Consider the following 17,151-nt stretch of genomic DNA (forward strand, 5'->3'; position numbering starts at 1 on the left):
GACACTGTAACAGATTGGGAGAAACCCATCTAGAAAGAGTTGAAACATGGACATAGATAACTGGTTTTACTTTTTGAATTTATCGTTCAGCCGTTTTGCCTGCCCTCCCTTACTGAATAATTCCAAAGGCTTTAATCCGTCATCTTCAACAACACCTTCTGTTTTGGAATAAATGTATAATTTAACCGGAACAGCGAATTCATCTCCCAGTTTTTTTTCAATATCTTTGACTTCCTTGCTTTTAACAAGTCTTTCTCCAGTAACATCGGCCATTATGTGCCACACTTTTTTCATCTTTTGAGCCTCGATATACACAGGAAAAATATTGCGTATCTCATCAATGAGCTCAGATGTACGTTTTTCAATTTTCCGGGAAAGAGGGGGCTCTGTTCCGCTGTAATGGACTCCGAAGAGATTTCGACCATTGCGGGTTATGTCATCACTTTTGTAATAGCGGATGATCAGGGTCAGGTTTTGTTCTCCGGTTCTCTTGCGCAGCATGTCCTCCATCTTTATGACCGATTCCGGTACAGGCCGTTCCGGTCCGCTTATTTCAATGATCACCCCCGGTCCTTTTTTTAGCTCAGTGTAGTTGATGCCGGAAAGAGTATACCACGGCAGTTCAGAAATAATTGTACGGAAAAGCAGTTCAGCCTGTTCGAGGATCGACGCACTTTTTTCAAGTTTGATGTTCTGCCTTTTGGCATGTGCATTGATCAAAGAGTTGGTTGACCGCGGTGAAGATGAAATACTCTGGGTCAGGCTGGTCCTCACAATGATACTGACCGGCTTTTTTAGTGTGGCTGAAGCAGTTTTTTCCATCTTTTTTACCGTTCCGGCTTTAAGTGACAGAGGGCCGTTCAAAGTAATGAAACCGTCCACAGTTCCCTGATTGATTTCGTGGGTGATGTTTTCAATGGTTGTGTTAGGAATTGAGGATATTGCCTGAATTGCTACCGTGCGCAGGCAATTATCGATCTGTCTGGCAAGGGCGACGTCCATGAGGGATTTGGTGAGCAATCCCGCTACGATGATCAGTCCTACGGTGCTGATTGAGAAATGTTTGATCAGTCTAGGCAGGGGTTCATCTTCGGAGTGGGGTATGAATCCGGTGATTATGAACAGGACACTGCCTATGGAGAGGATAACCAGAAAGTTGGCGAAAAAAAGCAGGAAGGCTCCCAATCCATCAGAGTATTCTTGCAGGGCAATACACAAACCGCTTGCACAAAGCGGGGGAACGAGTGATGTGGCAATGGCTATTCCGGGCATAACCGGACTGACCCGCTCATCTATAAGGGCTACGGTTCCTGCGATTCCCGCAAATGCGGCTACTCCGAGATCAAGTAGATTGGGTCTGGTTCGGGAGACAATCTCATGGGTCAGTTCAAAGAAAATCGGAAAATTACCGATCAGCAGACCTCCGATGATTCCTATCAGGATACCTGCGGTTACTGAAAAAACAGAATCGCGGATGAGTGGCATTTCACCCCGTACAAGACCCAACGACAGTCCGAAGATTGGTGTCATCAGGGGCGAAACCAGCATAGCCCCGATCACAACAGCAGGGCTGTCCGCTGTGAGCCCGATGGAGGCGATGAATGACGCAATGCCCATGAGCAGGTAATACATTCCGCTTGGAACAGAGTTGCGGGTTATTTCCGAGATCAGGAATTCCCGGCGCACATCCGTGACGAAAAGTAACGGTATCTTTTTTTTGCGGGTGAATATCAGCCCCATAGCCCCTCCGGTTGTGCTGATTATAATTCTGCTGCAATTATTTAGATTACGACTAAGGATGTAATGGGTCAACTACAGGCAGATTTATTTCTGCTTTCATGGCGGTCTTTAAATATTATATTCCATGATATTGGCGTTAAAGCATATTTAAGGTTATAAAGGTATTGTAGACTCATTATTTTAAGCTGGAGGGAATGAATGTTGGAATTTAAGGTTCAGCCTTTCTGTTTGGGTAAGGGATTAATTTTATTATTGATACTGGTATTCAGCTTGACGTTGAGCGCATGTTCGGATGCTCCTGTTAAGATTGGTTTTTCAGGAACACTTAAAGGAAAATATTCCGATCTGGGTGTGCAGGGACGTAACGGGGCATTGCTGGCTGTAGAAGAAATTAATGACGCTGGTGGCCTTGATGGGCGTAAATTGGAATTGCTGGTCCGCGACGATCTGAATACCCCGGAAGGCGCAGTCAAGGCGGACAAGGAACTTGTTGCCGCAGGGGTGTCCGCTATTCTCGGACATATGACCAGTTCTCAGTCTCTGGCTGCTATTGGGGAAATGAAAGACAGCGGAGTCCTTTATATTTCTCCCACCACCTCAACACCGTTGCTGCAGGGAATTAAAGATAATTTTTTTAGGGTCATCCCGACACTCTCAGAGCTTTCAAAAGGGCTTGCCGAGTATTCAACCGGTAAGCTTGGTATGAAAAGACTGGCTGTTATTTGGGATACGTCGAATAAGGCCTTTACCGTCCCCTATAAAGATGTATTCATCAGCACTTTTGAAGAAAACGGGGGCAAACTTGTGGGCGAGGCACGCATCGGCAAACAGAAGGATAATGTGGATTGGCAAAAGGTTGTTGAAGAATTGAAAGCCGTTAAGCCGGATGTGGTCGTTATGGTTACTTCGGCCCGAGATCTTGCCGCTTTTGCTCAGTATTGCAAAATTAATAAAACGGACTGGACTATCGCAAGCAGTATGTGGGCTTTTACTAAAGAGCTGGTGCAAACAGGCGGTAAGAGTGTTGAAGGGGTCTTGTTTGTGGTTCATTTTGCGGAGGATAATGCCGCACCGGGATACAATGAATTCAAGCAGAAGTTTATTGATCGTTACGGCTGGGCTCCGAATTTTGCAGCTGTTTTCGGCTATCAGGCTGTTCAGGTCTTTGCCGAAGCAGTAAGATTAAATGGCGGGAGCACTAAAGGGCTGGACAAGATAATCCCCGGAATATCCTTTGACACAAGTATAATAGGTCCTTTCTCTATAGATGATTTCGGTGATGTGAAGGGTGTCGGACATATTGTATTCGTGAAGAATGGTGAATTTGTCACTGTCGCAAGAGGAGAATGATGAGCAGCCATTCTGTTTCTAGAATCTTTCAGGGAAAGCTGATTCAGTGGATACTCATTCCGGGCCTGCTCATGACAATGGTTCTGGTTTCCATCGTTGCCTTAAACCAAATGAGCATTATGGAACGGGGGATTGTCCAGCTTTCAAGATCCTTGTCCCGAAATGTTGATTTCTACATCGACGGTGCGGAGGATGTTTTGCGGTCCGTGGCTATTATGAGCGGTGGCAGCAAGGACGAAAGTCTGCGCAGCTATTTTGATGGGCTACAGGATCGTTTCGGTCAGTTCGAGCGCCTCTTGTTGCTGGATAAGAATGAAAATATAATCGCTGTTGCTCCTCAAGGAGTAAGAGGGATTGATTTTCCTATCCGTTTTGATGGAGTAGATAAATCAAAACGGGTGCTGACTTCCCCCATAATTTCCCTGCATTCAGGAAAACTGGTTGTGTATATCAGTATTCCGGTGAAAAGCGGGGGGAAGCTCGTTGCTGAACTCAATCTCGAGACCTTGCAGAAATTCATTTACGGTTTCCTTTCTTCAAACAGGATAATTATTCTTACGGATTCCTACGGCAATCTCATTGTTCATCCCGACCGGGAATTGGTTAAGACTCAAACCAATGTTGGTACACTGGATGTTTTCAACAAGCGGCTGGAGCCGGGAGAGGGACAATTTTACATGGCCGAAGGCAGGCTTTGTTTCGGCAGTGTTGAAAATATCCCCGGAACTGGGTGGAAACTGCTGGTGGCAAGTTCAGCGTACCACCTGTTTCAACCGGTAATTGCGCTCGGGCTGCTGATCAGCGTTCTGGTAGTTTTTTTCTTTCTGGTTCTTCTCTTTGCATTGAAAAAGGAATTCCGGTTAAGGGTTGTCGTTCCGCTGGTTGGTTATGTGAGGAAGTTATCAGCGATAACCAAAGGGGAGTATCCTGCGGCCTCATCGGTGAGTAATTCTTTTACCGAGTTTGACGAACTGGGCAGGGTCTTTGACTCCATGGCTGAGAAAGTCCGAGAACGTGAGCATGACCTGATTGTATCAAAAAGGTATTTTCAAAGTGTTATTGATTCTATGCCTTCGGCATTGATCTGGGTGAACGAGGCCATGAATGTCTGTCAGTGTAACCTCAAGGCTTTGGAGTTGTTTAACCTTGAGTCTACAGAAATTGAGCCGGAGAATGTGGAGACCTTTTTTTCCGGGCATAAAGATGTGGTGGGTGTGATTACGGAAGCTCGGGAGTTCAAGGAACCAAGATCCTTGGAGCGAGTCAGCGTGGGCAATGATTCTTCTGCGGTGTATGATATTACTGCTTTTCCCCTGCGTAAATTTGAGAGAAAGGGCGTTGTTGTCAGGATTGATGAGGTTACTTCGCGGGTACGCATGGAGGAGATTATGGTTCAGACTGAAAAGATGATGTCCGTGGGAGGGCTTGCTGCGGGGATGGCTCATGAAATTAATAATCCGCTTGGCGGGATAATACAGGGAACTCAAAATCTTGAGCGGAAGTTTTCACCGGATATTAAAGCCAATCTCGTTGCAGCTGAAGAAGCAGACTGTTCACTTGAAGCCATGCAGAAATACCTTAGGGCCCGGAAGGTTTATACGATAATGGAAGGGATCAAGACATCCGGCCTGCGTGCAGCCAAAATCGTTTCCAACATGCTGGAGTTCAGCAAGCCCGGTAAATCAGTTTTGACTACTGTTAATGTACACGATTTGATCGAAGATTCCCTTGAGCTTTCAGCCAAGGATTATGATCTGAAAAAGAAGTATGATTTCATGCACATCAACATCGTGCGTGAATTTGAAGCTGATCTTCCTGAAATAATATGTTCGCGGACCGAGATTGAGCAGGTCTTATTCAATATTTTTAAGAATTCCGCACAAGCCATGCATGATGACGATGGGGGCGCAGTTGCTCCCCATATTTATATAAGGACCCGCAGTAATGGTTCGAACATTGTTATAGAGATTGAAGATAACGGCCCCGGCATGGGGGCTGAAGTGCGTAAAAGGATTTTCGAACCGTTTTATACCACCAAGCCCTCGGGAGTGGGGACCGGTTTAGGACTTTCGGTTTCGTACTTTATTATTACCCAGAATCATGGCGGAACGTTTACGGTCAGTTCCGAGCCGGGCCGGGGAGCGCGTTTTTCCATTACCCTGCCGGTGCAGGGCAGAGGAGAGTGATCCTAAATTTAGTTTTTACCTCGTCCTTTTTTCCGGGATTTAATCAGCATGTCCGAGAGAATCATGGCCCGGTAGTACATGTTTATGTTGCTCACATAGCGAACCGGTTCCATTCCAACCAGTTGCATGGTTCCGTATTCGGTGTTGTGGAACCAGATGTCGTCATGAAAGCCCAGTTTGGTGGCTATTTTGCGGGCATTGCGGATACGTCCGGGGCCTGCATTGTATGAAGCCAGCGCAAAGCGCAACCGTTCCGTCTCATTGGGAATAGCATCTGCAGGGTAATAGCGGTCCCGGAGCAGGGCCAGATACTTAACTCCGATGTGGATGTTATTTTCAAGATCGTTAATGTTTTTAATTCCTAGACGTTTATCCTTAGTCAGCATAGGCATTATCTGCATGATTCCCACAGCCCCGACTCTTGACCGGGCATCATGGTTAAAGCCGGACTCCTGGTATGCAAGAGCCGCTACCAGCCGCCAGTCGAGTCCGTACATGGCCGCATATTTTTTGAATATGGGCGTATAGGCACTGAAATTTTCAATTTCTTTTGTTTCATCAAGGGGATTCTCAATAAACTTAACGTCACTGTAGTATTTTTTTAAGTAAATGTTGCCGAGAAGGGTTCCCTTGCGAACCGTTTTGACAAATGCATTAAGGCTCTGTAGCAGATCCGGGTTGTCCTTGCGGACCATCCATGCGATGTTGCCTCCTTCACGCACTGTCACATTCTCAAGCACCCGAATGTGAGGGAGCACTTCTTTCCATATATTTGCCAGAAAATCATCGGCAATGGTCAGTTCAATAATTCCGGCATTTACCATCTGCATAATTTCTTCTGTCGGCTCATATTCAGGAGCAGGAAAGATTTTTACCGGAGCAAGTCCCTGCTCTTGAAATTTTTTATTCAACTCCAGAAGACTCTGGTGAAAACTGCTGGATTCGCGGACCATAACCATTCTGCCGGAGAGGTCATTTATGGAGTTGATTCCGGTTACCGCTTCGTTGGCCACAATGACTTCTTTGACATCTGGCAGGTAAGGATTACTGAATGCAACCTGTTTTCGCCGGGATTCGGTTACTGTGGTCAGGGCTGCTGCAATATCGCCATATCCCTGATTAAGAAGCGGAATAAGCTTGTCTGCCGGGACGGGTATGAATTCAAGGTGTACTTCCTTTTTGCGGGGCATTTTTTTGTTCAGGAAATTTTCATATTCTTTGAGCAGGCTGTATTCAAATCCGTAGATCTTACTTTTATCCATGAAAAATGTTGTCGGTGAGAAAGATGTAAGGACCCTGATGGAGCGCTTTTCCAACATCCCCGGAAGGTCATGTGTTGTTTGCTCTGCAACCCGTGAAAACGCGGAAACCTTATCTCCGGCATGAACCGCGGGGGTATTCAGAAGTATAAGGGCAAGCAATAAAACGATCTGGGGAATAATTTTTTTTTCAATCATGGCGCAATACTAGATGAATGAGTTTTTTGTTTCAAGCATCGGTTTTTGTAGTCGCATATGTTGCAGTAAGACATTGTTTTATATCCTGTGCCGCCGGCCGGAGGTCTCTTTTGGACAGATTGAGGGAAATATCCCTGAAAACAGAAAAGCCACCAATCTTTCGATTGATGGCTTCTCCTGAAAAGTGGCGGAGCCGAAGGGACTCGAACCCTCGGCCTCCGGCGTGACAGGCCGGCGTTATAACCAACTTAACTACGGCTCCGCATATATTAAACGTGTTAAGCAACGTTTATTATCTGGGGTGGTAGGCGGAACAGGGCTCGAACCTGTGACCCTCGGCTTGTAAGGCCGATGCTCTCCCAACTGAGCTATCCGCCCCCAGTGAGGAATCAGTTCTAAAGATACTCGCTAAACTTGTCAACACAATTTTTTATAAAAGTTGAAAAATTATTCTTTTACCCAGTTCAGGGCTTCCTCTTGCTGTTCCGGGCTGAAGTGGCGGACCTCGATTGAAGGGAAGAGTTTGTCTCCGATTTTGATCAACGGTTCATGCCACTTACTGTCCGAAACTACAGCCTTTTTGGAGAATCTCTTCAGGTTGGGCAAGGCAAATTTGAGGTCTTCTATGAGGGCATCAAAGGTGATTCCGCCCATTTCCAAAACTTCCACATAAACAGCAATGCGCTCTTCTGTTTTCATTTTTTCCAGGCAGGCAGAGATTACATTCTTCATATCCTCTTCACGGATTTTGCCTATAATTCTGAGGCCCAGAACTTTTGGCGCTATTTCAATCAGTTCAAGCATGGCTTACTCCTTGCCGCAGCTTTTATCCCTCTATTGAAGGTAATAGTATTGAAAAAATTGTACCTGTTTCGGCTGTTGATTGAAATGAGATTTGTCCACCGAGGTATCTTTCAACCAGCAATTTCATGCTGTATGTCCCGAGTCCCCTGCCTTCTCCTTTAGTTGAAAAAGAGCGCTTAAAGACCTGACGCTGAACTTTTTCCGGCATGACATACTCATTATGGACCCAGAAAAGAATTTCGCCACTCTTTTTCCGGCAGCCGAGGGTAATTATTTCTCCGGGGTCGGATGCTTCCAGAGCATTTTTTACCATGTTGCCCAGCACTCTAGCCAGAATGGTCGGGTCAGTTTTAAATATTGGATTCTCGCTGTGCTCGGATAATGAAATCTGCCGCTCTGCGCACAGAGGGTGACCGGAATAAATATCCCGGAGGTGGGTTAGGATTTCATTTGCGGATGTGGGCTGAATGCAAACTCTTAGAGTCCCTTCTTCTGCTTTACTGAAATCTTTCTGGGCTAGAATTTCTTCCGACATCTGAGTGATTGCACGATTGATTTTCCGGCACTGCGTGTTCATGTGTTCTGAGGTGGCTACTTTGCAGAGCATTTGTGATGCATACTTTGCCCCGGTGGCCAGATTGAGAACATCATGGAAAAACATGTGCTCAAGGTTTTTCCGTCTTTTTTCGTGGGTTATGTCGAGAACTGTGAATATAATCAGGTCCTTTTCCCGGTATTTGAAGGGCGATGTGAAGACCTGCAGGTCAAGTGCTTCATCGTAGTCGGGGGTGTGCCGCAGTATGCGACATTCTTCAGTGTGGGCAACTCCCTGAAGGGATTTGATTATTGCCGATGCGGCTCCGCAGTCACGGCAGAACTTGCTGGTTCCACATCCTCCTGCGTTGATATGGGCATGAATGCAGCCCAGAGCTTCTCCGGGCCGGAGTCCTATTATTTCCTGTGAATTTTTACATTTTGTGAAGGACTGGAAAACTGAATTACAAAAAACCAGCTGTCTGTATGCATTGATAATCAGGAGCGGCACGGGTAGCGCATTCAAGGCGGGAATCATCGAGGCTTCTTTAATGTCTTCGGCCAGTTCTTGTATGTCCGGCTGCGGGCATCTTTCAGCAGGAGCAAAGTCGGTGGGCAGTGGCATCAGTCACCTCGTCAGGCTATTATTTTATTTCATTTACAGTCCTGAATAGATTTATAGCTTATTTTTGGCGTTATGCATACTGCTCCCTGCAGAAGGAGAGCAAACCGGAGGTGCATCAAGCCCCTCCGGTTTGCCGGGAAGTTATCGGTTAACTTGTTTGATCAGCTCTACTGCTTCAGGTAGAGGTCGTTTTTCAATACGTCTGTACTCGCTTCCGTCGGTTGTTCTGAGTATCAATCCCTCGTCAACCAGCCAGCGCCTGAGCATGGCGTGGTCGCAAAAGGTGTGCGCCAGAACAAGCCGCTCATCCAGTTCCAGTTCGGTCATCGCTTTGCGGGCGGGCAAGCGGGACCAGAGAACCCAGAGGCAGAGAATCCGCTGATTGTGTTTCTTGGGCCAGCGGTTGAGTACTCCGTTCAGATCGAAATAGCGGGTCGCTTTTTTAACCCGTTTCTTGTCTATTGTGACGGAGGGAAGCTTGTGTGCTTTTTCCTGTTCAGCCTTGAGGTGCTGGAAGTTTTTGTAACCTCCGGCACGAGCCAGCAGGTTCAGCATTTCTACATGGCCGGGGGGACTCTGTGCATCTTCCAGTTGTTTGCGCAGATTGCGTGATAACGCGGATATGTCATTGATAATGAGAGGGAGTTGAGTTCGGGACATGTCTTATCCTTACTTTCGTGCCTTCCGCAAAAAAAGAGGTTGCCGGTGGCCGTCCTTCCGACTCGGCACGGGATAAGTGTCGGACGGGATGAATGTGTGGCAGGTTTAGCTCCCCGAAAAGGGGCGACGGCGCCTTGGTGAACTGCCGACCGGAAAGAACGTTACATTAGTGGAAAAATAGAAGCAATAAAAAAGGATACCGGTCAATTTGAGAGGTATCCTTTTTTATTGCAATGAGCTGTTGGCAGCAGATGCTATCCGTCTGCAACGGCAGAAGGGGAGCTTAAGCTTTTTTGACTACTGAAGTCTTAAGCATCATTGAACCGAAGCCGGGTATTTTACATGAAATGTCATGCACTCCATCTTCAGGTTCAACCAGTTTGATATTCTTTACTTTTGTACCTTTTTTGATGTCGGAAGAAGCACCTTTGACTTTAAGTGTCTGGGTGACGATTACAGTGTCGCCGTCGGTAAGGACCACTCCGTTAGCATCTTTATACACTTTTTCCGCTGCGTCCTCGGGCTGAAATTCAAGGCCGCATTCAGGGCAGATAAGAACACTACCGTCTGAGTACACATATTCCGATTTACACTGTGGGCAATTAGGTAAGTTTTCCATGATATTCCAAATATTGTTTAGTTGTTGTTTGTTTTAAAACAAGTTCGCTTAACGAGCCGCGCGCAGTATTTACTATTTGTCCGGTTTTGTAAAATAGAACTATGTGTGGATGCTGTTTTTAGCTTTTTAAAGTCTATAAAAACACTATCAGACAAACAAATTGGCAAATCCGGCTGGCAGCAACCCGAAAAGCACCCCGTAAAACTTAGAAAACGGTCAACTCAAAAAATAAGTTAACCATTAATTCTATTCAAGATATCCTCACGCTTCTTGAACAAATCGTTTTTAAATTGCTGCATGAAGAAAATCAAAAAGAAGATAACATGCGCATACGCTTAGAAGACTTCCTAAAGACACATTAAAAAACCGTATTCTTCTGGGGGTGTTTAGCAATAAACCAACCTTGCTACCCATTATTGCCCACATAAAAAGAGACAGATAGCATATCACAAAATAAAGAATTGAGAAAATTAACAGTGGGTCAAGTGATTTATCATCCATAAACATTGATAAACCGGCTATGCATGCGATCCATGCTTTCGGGTTGAGCCACTGCATAAGTAAGCCTTGCTTAAAACTTGGACAACTGTCCTCTTCTATAGAAATATCAGGTCGAGCTGTTCCTATTTTATATCCTAAATAGATAATAAATATAGAGCCTGCGATCGCGAGATATTTCAGAAGAATCGGGTGGGTGGTTACAATTTGCATAAGCCCGAGGCCAAGAACAATTAACAATAGAATAAAACCGATAGTCGCACCTGAGACAAAAGGTAATGTTTTTCTCAATCCGTGGTTTGCTCCCGAAGCGACAATAACCATATTTACCGGACCTGGAGTAATGGACATTGAAAGTGCGAAAATGCACATTGCTGCAATTTGTGTATACATGCTCTTTCCTTTTTGAGATTGTTAGGCGAATGGTTTTTAATAGTACAAGCGTATTTTTAGATCCAATCAAATGGTTTAATTGAGCGTATAAATTTTACTTATTAACATCCGATATAGTCGATTTAAAAAGGACAATAATGGAGTTATATCAGCTTGTTTCATTTGTCGTATTGGCAGAAGAAGGAAATATGACTCGGGCTGCTGCTCGCTTAAATTTAAGTCAACCAGCAATTAGTTCCCAACTCAAATCTTTAGAGGAAGAATTGCATCTTTCTCTTTTTCAGAGGACCCCAAAAGGGATGAATCTTACAGAGGAAGGCCAAAAACTAAAGATAAAAGCTGATGTTGTACTGAGCGGACTGAGAGACTTCAATGCAGAAGCGGAAAAATTGAGAGGAGGATCATATGGTGAGATAGTCCTTGGAGTTAACACAGATCCACTTCTTCTGCGTTTGGAAAAAATATATACAAAACTAAAAGATCAATACCCTGATATTTTATTGACTGTGCAAGAATCGATGAGCTGGGATGTTGTTGAAAAATTGAACTATGAGAAAATTGCTTTAGGATTCTCCTACAGTATTCCAAATGACAATAGAATAGATGTGCAATTCCTTGGAGAAATAGATTTGGCCATTGTTGCACCGGAGAAGTGGCGCAAACGCTTAGAAGGCAAATCGGAAAAGGATATTGCCGAATTTCCGTGGATCTGGACAAGTGAGCACTGCCCGTTAAATATAGTTCTTACCAACTTTTTTAAAGACATCAACCAAACCCCACTCAAAGCGATTGTTGTCGATCAGGAGGCATCAATTCTAAAATTAGTTTCAGACGGAGTTGGTCTCTCTATAATGCCCACAAGCAAGATAGAAAATGTAAAATCACAATACGAAATCTTTCCTGTTAAAAAGCTGGCTGAGACCCTTAAACTCTACATTCTTTGCCTCAAACGTCGTAAAATGGATAATAAAATTTTAATTCTTTTAAAATTGATTAATGAAGTGTGGAAAGGAAACGACTAGCATTCTTGTATTTTACACGTGATGTATCTTTCATACAGACTCAGCCCCCCCCCCACTGGGACTTTGAATCCGGTTTCTTTCGCCTGTCCGGCCACATCGATTAAGTTCCCGTCTTTTAATACATTTTTCCGAGTGTAAGAATAGTGATACCGAAGAGCGTATTGCAATACACAATTATTAAACTTCCCAGATTGAAAGACGATTCGAAGGAAGGCTCCGTGTACATGTTTTTTGGAAAGGGTAGATTTTATGAATATTATTGGAAAGAACTGGACCACAATATTGATCAAGCCCTAGAGGGCGATGGACTATATTAAATCTGAGCTTCACGTCTCAAAACCTGACACATCCCACTTCCCAAGTGAATCCGAGATGATACGTGCATTTATCCGGAAGCCGTGGCAAAATCGCACATTCCAACCATGCGGGTTTACTATCCAAAAATAATAATGTGTACGATGGATGTGTCCTGTGGTTTCAGGACACACCAAAAAGAAAAAGGATACTAATCGGTTAGGTTAGTATCCTTTTTCTTGAAAAGTGGCGGAGCCGACGAGACCCGAACTCGCGGCCTCCGGCGTGACAGGAGGGATGCTACAGCTGAAGGGTTAAGCGAAGCATGTCCTTGAGTTGGATGCCCAACTCAAAAATTGGTTCAGCATAATTGTCGACAAAATGATTTTTAATCACTGCTTCTACCCGGAACCCTGCGCGTTGGTAGAATGCAAGCTGATAACCGAACGTCCCGGTTCCCAGCTCAATGCGCTCGAAGCCTTTAGCTCTTGCTTCTTCTATAGCATGAGACAACAATTTTGTACCGACTCCCTGATTCTGAACACTCGGACAAACGGCAATATTATACAGTTCCAGAGTTGCCTCATCAGTACGCCCCAATACACATACGCCAACGGGCACATCTGACTTCAAAGCAAGGTAACATAATGACGTATCAAGGTATCTCTTAATGCTGTCTTCAGAAGGATCAGCCTCGAGTAATAGATGCATCGGCACCTTATTTGGAGAGACTGCAACAATCTTTAACACGACACATTCTCCTTGTTATAATTGGCGGTAATATCCCGTAAGGTATTAATCGTTTAAGCATACAGAATATAGGCAGTCCCAGTAAATAAAAAGAGTATGGTTGTTAATGTCTTGATTTTTATTTGTTTTTGTCGAAGAGGCGATGAGAAGTAATCGGTCAAAAGCAACGGAACAACTGAAGGATTTCACCGCAAAATAAAGATCATCCCGAGGCAGGCATACGGGTTCAGAAAATTCGAAAACTATCGGCTGCGTGTGCTGATTTTGTGCGGATTGTCGAGACGAGAATTAATGGCTGGGAATTTGACCAATCGGGCTGGTGCCCCTTTATTTGGTGTGATCAGTTTTGCCCGCACCAAAAAGAAAAAGGATACCAATCTAAATGATTGATATCCTTTTCGGAAAAGTGGCGGAGCCGAAGGGACTCGAACCCTCGGCCTCCGGCGTGACAGGCCGGCGTTATAACCAACTTAACTACGGCTCCGCATATATCTTTAAGCGTGTTAAGCAACGCTCAATTGCGCTTTCGTGAAAAAGGTTCTATGCAAAACAGCAATCGTCCGCAATTATAATGTTGCAATTTGTTTATAAGTATTTCTCGCGGAATTTATTTCACATAACTATTTAGAATTAAAACTTATTTTGTTTATCTTGTTTTTTTATTCCCCGTGAGGGAATCTTGCAGCAAGGCTGATGTTACTGGTCTTCATAGCTGGTAAACTTGTAATGTATCGGCTATAACTCGGCTATGACTGACATAAAGCGACATTTTCCAGCTGCACTGCTGTTTATTCTTTTTCTGGTATTCATTTCTCAATTGCCGCTTGATACCATTTTTCAGATGGATACCCATGATGAGGGGTATAATCTAATCAAAGCCCAGTTGCTGGGAGAGGGGCACCTCATATACAGCGAAATCTGGAGCGACCAACCTCCTTTGTATACTTGGATTTTACAACATTTGTTTAGTTTTGCGGGGCACTCTGTATACTGGGTGCGCTTGAGTTCGGTTTTTTTCTATTCCATATTGCTGGCTGCCATTTATTATATTGGGTGTCGTCTTGCAGAAGGGTGGAAAGGGGCGGTTTGCGGCCTAACTTCCTGTATTACCTTTGTGTTTTGTGCTTATTCGTTGCAGTTGAGTTTTTGTGTCCTTGTGGGTTTGCCCTGCCTGATGTTCGGGGCGCTTTCCATGGCTCTTCTGCTGGGGGCTTCCCCTCAAACCAAAGCATGGCGTATTGCCTTGTCCGGGCTTCTGCTTGCGGCTTCATTGCAGGTAAAACTGATCACGCTGCCCTTAGGATTGATAGGGGGAATCTGGCTGTTATGGAAGCCCTTTTCACTGCGCAATCTGTGCATTTGGGGTGGCAGTATCGCGCTGGGCTATGTCTTGATATGGATTCCGTTCTGGCCCGGCTTTGATACTTACTGCAATATGTTACTTTTCCCGCATTGGAATCAAGATCTTGGCCTGCTGGTCAGCCGTGAAGAGTCGTTCCGTTTTATTCTGGAACTTCTCCGTAAAGATGTGCTTGTTTTGGTTCTTGCCTTTTTCGGGCTGGATATGATTTATCGCAAAAAAGAAAAACTCACTTTGCAGATCACGGTCTGGTTTGTGCTGGCCGCTCTTTTCCACCTTAGTCATAATCCGTTCTGGATTCATCACTATCCATTTTTCTTTTTACCGGTTAGTTTACTTGCCGGGGTCGGCATGGTCGGTATTGTCGAGCGTATGCTTGCAGCATCAAAGGACCAAAAGAGTGTTTTTAAGCAGTCAGCTGCTGTGTTGACCGTCTGCGGGCTGTTTTATGTTAACTCCTGCGTGGACCGGGTAGAGGCGATGGATAAATGGATCTCTAAAGCCTTACCTAATTCAAAGATTGTATTCATAATGGATAGGATGCAGCGGGAACGGGCTAAATATTCACATCAGCCTTTGCTGGTTACGGATCAGCAGATGTATGCATTCCTGTTTGATTATACTGTGCCCCCTAATCTTGCCGTTACGTCTTTTAAGCGCCGAGCTTCAGGATTGCTTAATGACTCTGATATCCTGCGGTCAATCAGAGAGTTGAAGCCTGAGGCGGTCCTTCTACGTGAAGTCCCGCTCAAGAAATTGGAGGAAGATAGCTTTTTGCGAGAGAATTATTCTCGGGTAGACGAAGCCAGTCTGTATCTTTTTTTCAGGAAGTAGATTTTATTTAAACCATCAATAACCAGAATTTAGCAGTATGGAACCGAAAAAAGAATCAACGTTTGACTGCTTCTGTCGCCGGAAGTGGCCTTTTCTTATTGGGCTGTTGCTTATATTTTCAGCGGCTGTGTCCATTTATGGATCAGGGTTGAATTATTTCTATGATATTGATGAGCCCAAGTATGCCCGTGCGGTCTACGAAATGGTCTCAGCTGGGAATCCTCTCGCCCCTATGTTTGACGGGATACCCCGGATGGAAAAACCTCCATTGACCTATTGGGTTATGTACCCGTTTGCATGGCTGGCTTCATATGATGGGTTCGGAGGCAATGCTCTTTTCCTGTTGCGTCTGCCTGCGGTTATCTGCTCCATTTTAATGGTGCTGGGCACGGCATTGATAGGACGCAGACTTTTTGGTCCGGGTACCGGATTGCTTGCCGGACTGATTCTGCAAAGCTCAGTGCTTTTTAAATTCATGTCCGTAATGATGAAAGTAGACGTTGTTTTCGCCTGCACCATGACCTGGATAATTTATTTTTATTTGAAGAGGTTTCTGGGGGACAAGTCTGTGCGGACAGCTTCTGCCGGGACGATTCTGACCGCACTCGGGATGCTGGCCAAGGGCCCTTGCGTTTTTTTACCCATGGCCGGGTATGCTTTGGCTGTGGGAATACGTGCTAATCAGCGTAGACTTGATGAGTCCGGTAAGCCAGTAACTTTTTTTTCTTCACTAAGTTTCAACGGGCTTGCTCATGCTTTGAGGCAGGAGCACAAAATCTTGTTACTGTGGCTTATTGTCGGAAGTATTCCGTTTCTGCTCTGGCTTGGCGCCGTGCAGTCCAGTAGCGGTATAAACTACCTTTCGGGAATGCTGGGAGATCTTTCGCACAATACTTCCGCTACCGGTTCCAAATTTTTGTACAGGCTGAACAGATTTGATCCTTATTTTGATACCCTGACCTCTATCTTCTTTCCTTGGGGGGCATACCTGTTTGGAACAGCAAATGATATCTGGGAGAAGATAAAAAAGCGGCACGATGAGAAACTTATTTTCATGGTTTGCGTTTTTTTGATCTACCTGCTTGTTTTTACCCTGTTCTTCAAGCTTAAGGCCAAGCGGTACATGCTTCCTATGCTGCCTTTGCTTTCAATTTTAATCAGTAATTGGTTGTTGAACGCCTGCCGGGACAAAACATACCGCAATTTATTTGCCGTGGGTTTTGGTTGGATTTGCTTAATTGCTGGACTGTTCAGTTATCGCTCTTTCAAGTTTTCAAGCGTAAGTGTAAATTTATCGGACAGGGTGCCTGTTGGGCAATACATGGAATTGATGCTCCCTTTCTTCATAGCCTTATGCTGTTTTCTGGTTGTTTTTCTGGTGGTCAGTCTTATGCAGAGGGAAAGGCCGGTTCTTCATATTATTGTAGGTGCCTTGGCAATTACCGGGGTTATGCCGTTCTACTACCAGACGTTGCCGTCCTATACTTCCTTGGCTGAGAACAGGCCCTATCCCATACTGGGGAAGGCTCTCATTGACCGTGTGGCTGAAGTGGCGGAGGGAGAAACGTTGATTCTGCATCGGCCGGATTTTGTTAAAAAATTCCCGGATATGCTCTATTACATTAAAAATATTTCGCAGGATGGCAAGCCCAGCTATTCGCTGGGCTATAAAGCCGGACCTGCGGAATTTATTCAGGCCCTTTCTGCGCCGGGCACGGCAGGGGAGGTGTTCTGCAGGGAGCATGCTGATGCTGATAAATATCCGGCCTATAATTTCTTTAGGAATACCGGATTCAATGATGCGGTACTCTTGCTTGATCCCGAGGAGTATCCTGAATTTGAGGCCTATCTCAAAATAATGCCCCCTAAAATCAGCAACAGGATCAAGGTTGAAAAAATCGAGTTGCTAACCATAAAATGGGTAGTGATAAATGTTTATCTTGTTCATTGGGAGCCTGAAGATGAATTCTCAGTTCAGAATAACGGCTAGGGAGTAAAGAATTAAATAAAAGACCTCCCTCTCCT

General features: G+C 44.9%; 13 protein-coding genes, 3 tRNA genes and 1 pseudogene. 6 read left to right on the plus strand and 11 right to left on the minus strand.

The genetic code is table 11. The features are described from left to right. Positions 1-66 precede the first annotated feature (66 nt). On the minus strand, positions 67-1,740 hold the full coding sequence (locus tag ACKU41_RS14825; RefSeq protein WP_321401884.1) for a DUF389 domain-containing protein: 1,674 nt from the start codon (positions 1,738-1,740) through the stop codon (positions 67-69). 198 nt (positions 1,741-1,938) lie between these two features. Here ACKU41_RS14825 and ACKU41_RS14830 point away from each other — a divergent pair, with 198 nt between their 5' ends. Next, a complete protein-coding gene (locus ACKU41_RS14830; RefSeq protein WP_321401885.1) occupies positions 1,939-3,090 on the plus strand; it encodes an ABC transporter substrate-binding protein in 1,152 nt (383 codons plus the stop codon). After that, the gene (locus tag ACKU41_RS14835; protein ID WP_319778204.1) at positions 3,090-5,276 is read left to right on the plus strand and encodes an ATP-binding protein; all 2,187 of its coding nucleotides are present in this window, start codon (positions 3,090-3,092) and stop codon (positions 5,274-5,276) included. Before ACKU41_RS14830 ends, ACKU41_RS14835 begins: the two co-directional genes overlap by 1 nt. 8 nt (positions 5,277-5,284) lie before the next feature. On the opposite strand, the gene ACKU41_RS14840 is transcribed toward ACKU41_RS14835, so the two are convergent. The 8 genes from ACKU41_RS14840 to ACKU41_RS14875 form a co-directional block, all read right to left on the minus strand. Further along, positions 5,285-6,733 carry a transglycosylase SLT domain-containing protein gene (locus tag ACKU41_RS14840; RefSeq protein ID WP_321401887.1) on the minus strand — a complete coding sequence of 483 codons (1,449 nt, stop codon included), beginning with the start codon at positions 6,731-6,733 and terminating at the stop codon, positions 5,285-5,287. A 185-nt stretch (positions 6,734-6,918) separates the two neighbouring features. Next, positions 6,919-6,995: transfer RNA gene (locus ACKU41_RS14845), tRNA-Asp, on the minus strand. 40 nt (positions 6,996-7,035) lie between these two features. Continuing rightward, positions 7,036-7,111 (minus strand) — tRNA-Val (locus ACKU41_RS14850). A gap of 69 nt (positions 7,112-7,180) precedes the next feature. Continuing rightward, positions 7,181-7,537, minus strand: a complete 357-nt coding sequence (locus ACKU41_RS14855) for an STAS/SEC14 domain-containing protein (RefSeq protein ID WP_321401889.1) — start codon at positions 7,535-7,537, stop codon at positions 7,181-7,183. 22 nt (positions 7,538-7,559) lie between these two features. Continuing rightward, positions 7,560-8,696 (minus strand): HAMP domain-containing sensor histidine kinase, encoded by a 1,137-nt coding sequence (locus tag ACKU41_RS14860; RefSeq protein ID WP_321401891.1) that lies wholly within the window; start codon positions 8,694-8,696, stop codon positions 7,560-7,562. A gap of 141 nt (positions 8,697-8,837) precedes the next feature. Beyond that, the gene (locus ACKU41_RS14865) at positions 8,838-9,356 is read right to left on the minus strand and encodes a DUF2087 domain-containing protein (RefSeq protein ID WP_321401892.1); all 519 of its coding nucleotides are present in this window, start codon (positions 9,354-9,356) and stop codon (positions 8,838-8,840) included. Positions 9,357-9,639: 283 nt separating this feature from the next. Further along, positions 9,640-9,975 carry a zinc ribbon domain-containing protein YjdM gene (locus tag ACKU41_RS14870; protein ID WP_319778209.1) on the minus strand — a complete coding sequence of 112 codons (336 nt, stop codon included), beginning with the start codon at positions 9,973-9,975 and terminating at the stop codon, positions 9,640-9,642. Positions 9,976-10,260: 285 nt separating this feature from the next. After that, the gene (locus ACKU41_RS14875) at positions 10,261-10,866 is read right to left on the minus strand and encodes a LysE family translocator (RefSeq protein ID WP_321401895.1); all 606 of its coding nucleotides are present in this window, start codon (positions 10,864-10,866) and stop codon (positions 10,261-10,263) included. Positions 10,867-11,003: 137 nt separating this feature from the next. Here ACKU41_RS14875 and ACKU41_RS14880 point away from each other — a divergent pair, with 137 nt between their 5' ends. Then, the gene (locus ACKU41_RS14880) at positions 11,004-11,888 is read left to right on the plus strand and encodes a LysR family transcriptional regulator (RefSeq protein ID WP_321401897.1); all 885 of its coding nucleotides are present in this window, start codon (positions 11,004-11,006) and stop codon (positions 11,886-11,888) included. Positions 11,889-12,482: 594 nt separating this feature from the next. Here ACKU41_RS14880 and ACKU41_RS14885 read toward each other — a convergent pair. Beyond that, positions 12,483-12,932: a GNAT family N-acetyltransferase gene (locus ACKU41_RS14885; RefSeq protein ID WP_321401899.1), complete on the minus strand. Its 450-nt coding sequence runs from the start codon at positions 12,930-12,932 to the stop codon at positions 12,483-12,485. A 159-nt stretch (positions 12,933-13,091) separates the two neighbouring features. Here ACKU41_RS14885 and ACKU41_RS14890 point away from each other — a divergent pair. After that, positions 13,092-13,202 (plus strand): annotated as a pseudogene (locus ACKU41_RS14890) (transposase); the annotation flags it as partial. A 137-nt stretch (positions 13,203-13,339) separates the two neighbouring features. Here the strand turns inward: ACKU41_RS14890 and ACKU41_RS14895 are convergent. Continuing rightward, a tRNA-Asp gene (locus ACKU41_RS14895) sits at positions 13,340-13,416 on the minus strand. 264 nt (positions 13,417-13,680) lie between these two features. On the opposite strand from ACKU41_RS14895, the gene ACKU41_RS14900 reads away from it, so the two are divergent. Together ACKU41_RS14900 and ACKU41_RS14905 are read left to right on the plus strand one after the other, a co-directional pair. Then, positions 13,681-15,126, plus strand: a complete 1,446-nt coding sequence (locus ACKU41_RS14900) for a glycosyltransferase family 39 protein (protein WP_321401901.1) — start codon at positions 13,681-13,683, stop codon at positions 15,124-15,126. 37 nt (positions 15,127-15,163) lie between these two features. Beyond that, positions 15,164-17,116, plus strand: a complete 1,953-nt coding sequence (locus ACKU41_RS14905; protein ID WP_321401903.1) for a glycosyltransferase family 39 protein — start codon at positions 15,164-15,166, stop codon at positions 17,114-17,116. Positions 17,117-17,151 lie beyond the last annotated feature (35 nt).

This window comes from Maridesulfovibrio sp. (genome assembly GCF_963678865.1).
In the GTDB taxonomy this organism is placed as follows: domain Bacteria; phylum Desulfobacterota; class Desulfovibrionia; order Desulfovibrionales; family Desulfovibrionaceae; genus Maridesulfovibrio.

Bases quoted from the DNA above. Each gene is read 5' to 3' on its own strand.
- ACKU41_RS14840 (WP_321401887.1), bottom strand. From the start codon at position 6,733: ATGATTGAAAAAAAAATTATTCCCCAGATCGTTTTATTGCTTGCCCTT.
- ACKU41_RS14870 (WP_319778209.1), bottom strand. From the start codon at position 9,975: ATGGAAAACTTACCTAATTGCCCACAGTGTAAATCGGAATATGTGTAC.
- ACKU41_RS14860 (WP_321401891.1), bottom strand. From the start codon at position 8,696: ATGCCACTGCCCACCGACTTTGCTCCTGCTGAAAGATGCCCGCAGCCG.
- ACKU41_RS14825 (WP_321401884.1), bottom strand. From the start codon at position 1,740: ATGGGGCTGATATTCACCCGCAAAAAAAAGATACCGTTACTTTTCGTC.
- ACKU41_RS14865 (WP_321401892.1), bottom strand. From the start codon at position 9,356: ATGTCCCGAACTCAACTCCCTCTCATTATCAATGACATATCCGCGTTA.
- ACKU41_RS14830 (WP_321401885.1), top strand. From the start codon at position 1,939: ATGTTGGAATTTAAGGTTCAGCCTTTCTGTTTGGGTAAGGGATTAATT.
- ACKU41_RS14855 (WP_321401889.1), bottom strand. From the start codon at position 7,537: ATGCTTGAACTGATTGAAATAGCGCCAAAAGTTCTGGGCCTCAGAATT.
- ACKU41_RS14835 (WP_319778204.1), top strand. From the start codon at position 3,090: ATGAGCAGCCATTCTGTTTCTAGAATCTTTCAGGGAAAGCTGATTCAG.
- ACKU41_RS14880 (WP_321401897.1), top strand. From the start codon at position 11,004: ATGGAGTTATATCAGCTTGTTTCATTTGTCGTATTGGCAGAAGAAGGA.
- ACKU41_RS14905 (WP_321401903.1), top strand. From the start codon at position 15,164: ATGGAACCGAAAAAAGAATCAACGTTTGACTGCTTCTGTCGCCGGAAG.
- ACKU41_RS14875 (WP_321401895.1), bottom strand. From the start codon at position 10,866: ATGTATACACAAATTGCAGCAATGTGCATTTTCGCACTTTCAATGTCC.
- ACKU41_RS14900 (WP_321401901.1), top strand. From the start codon at position 13,681: ATGACTGACATAAAGCGACATTTTCCAGCTGCACTGCTGTTTATTCTT.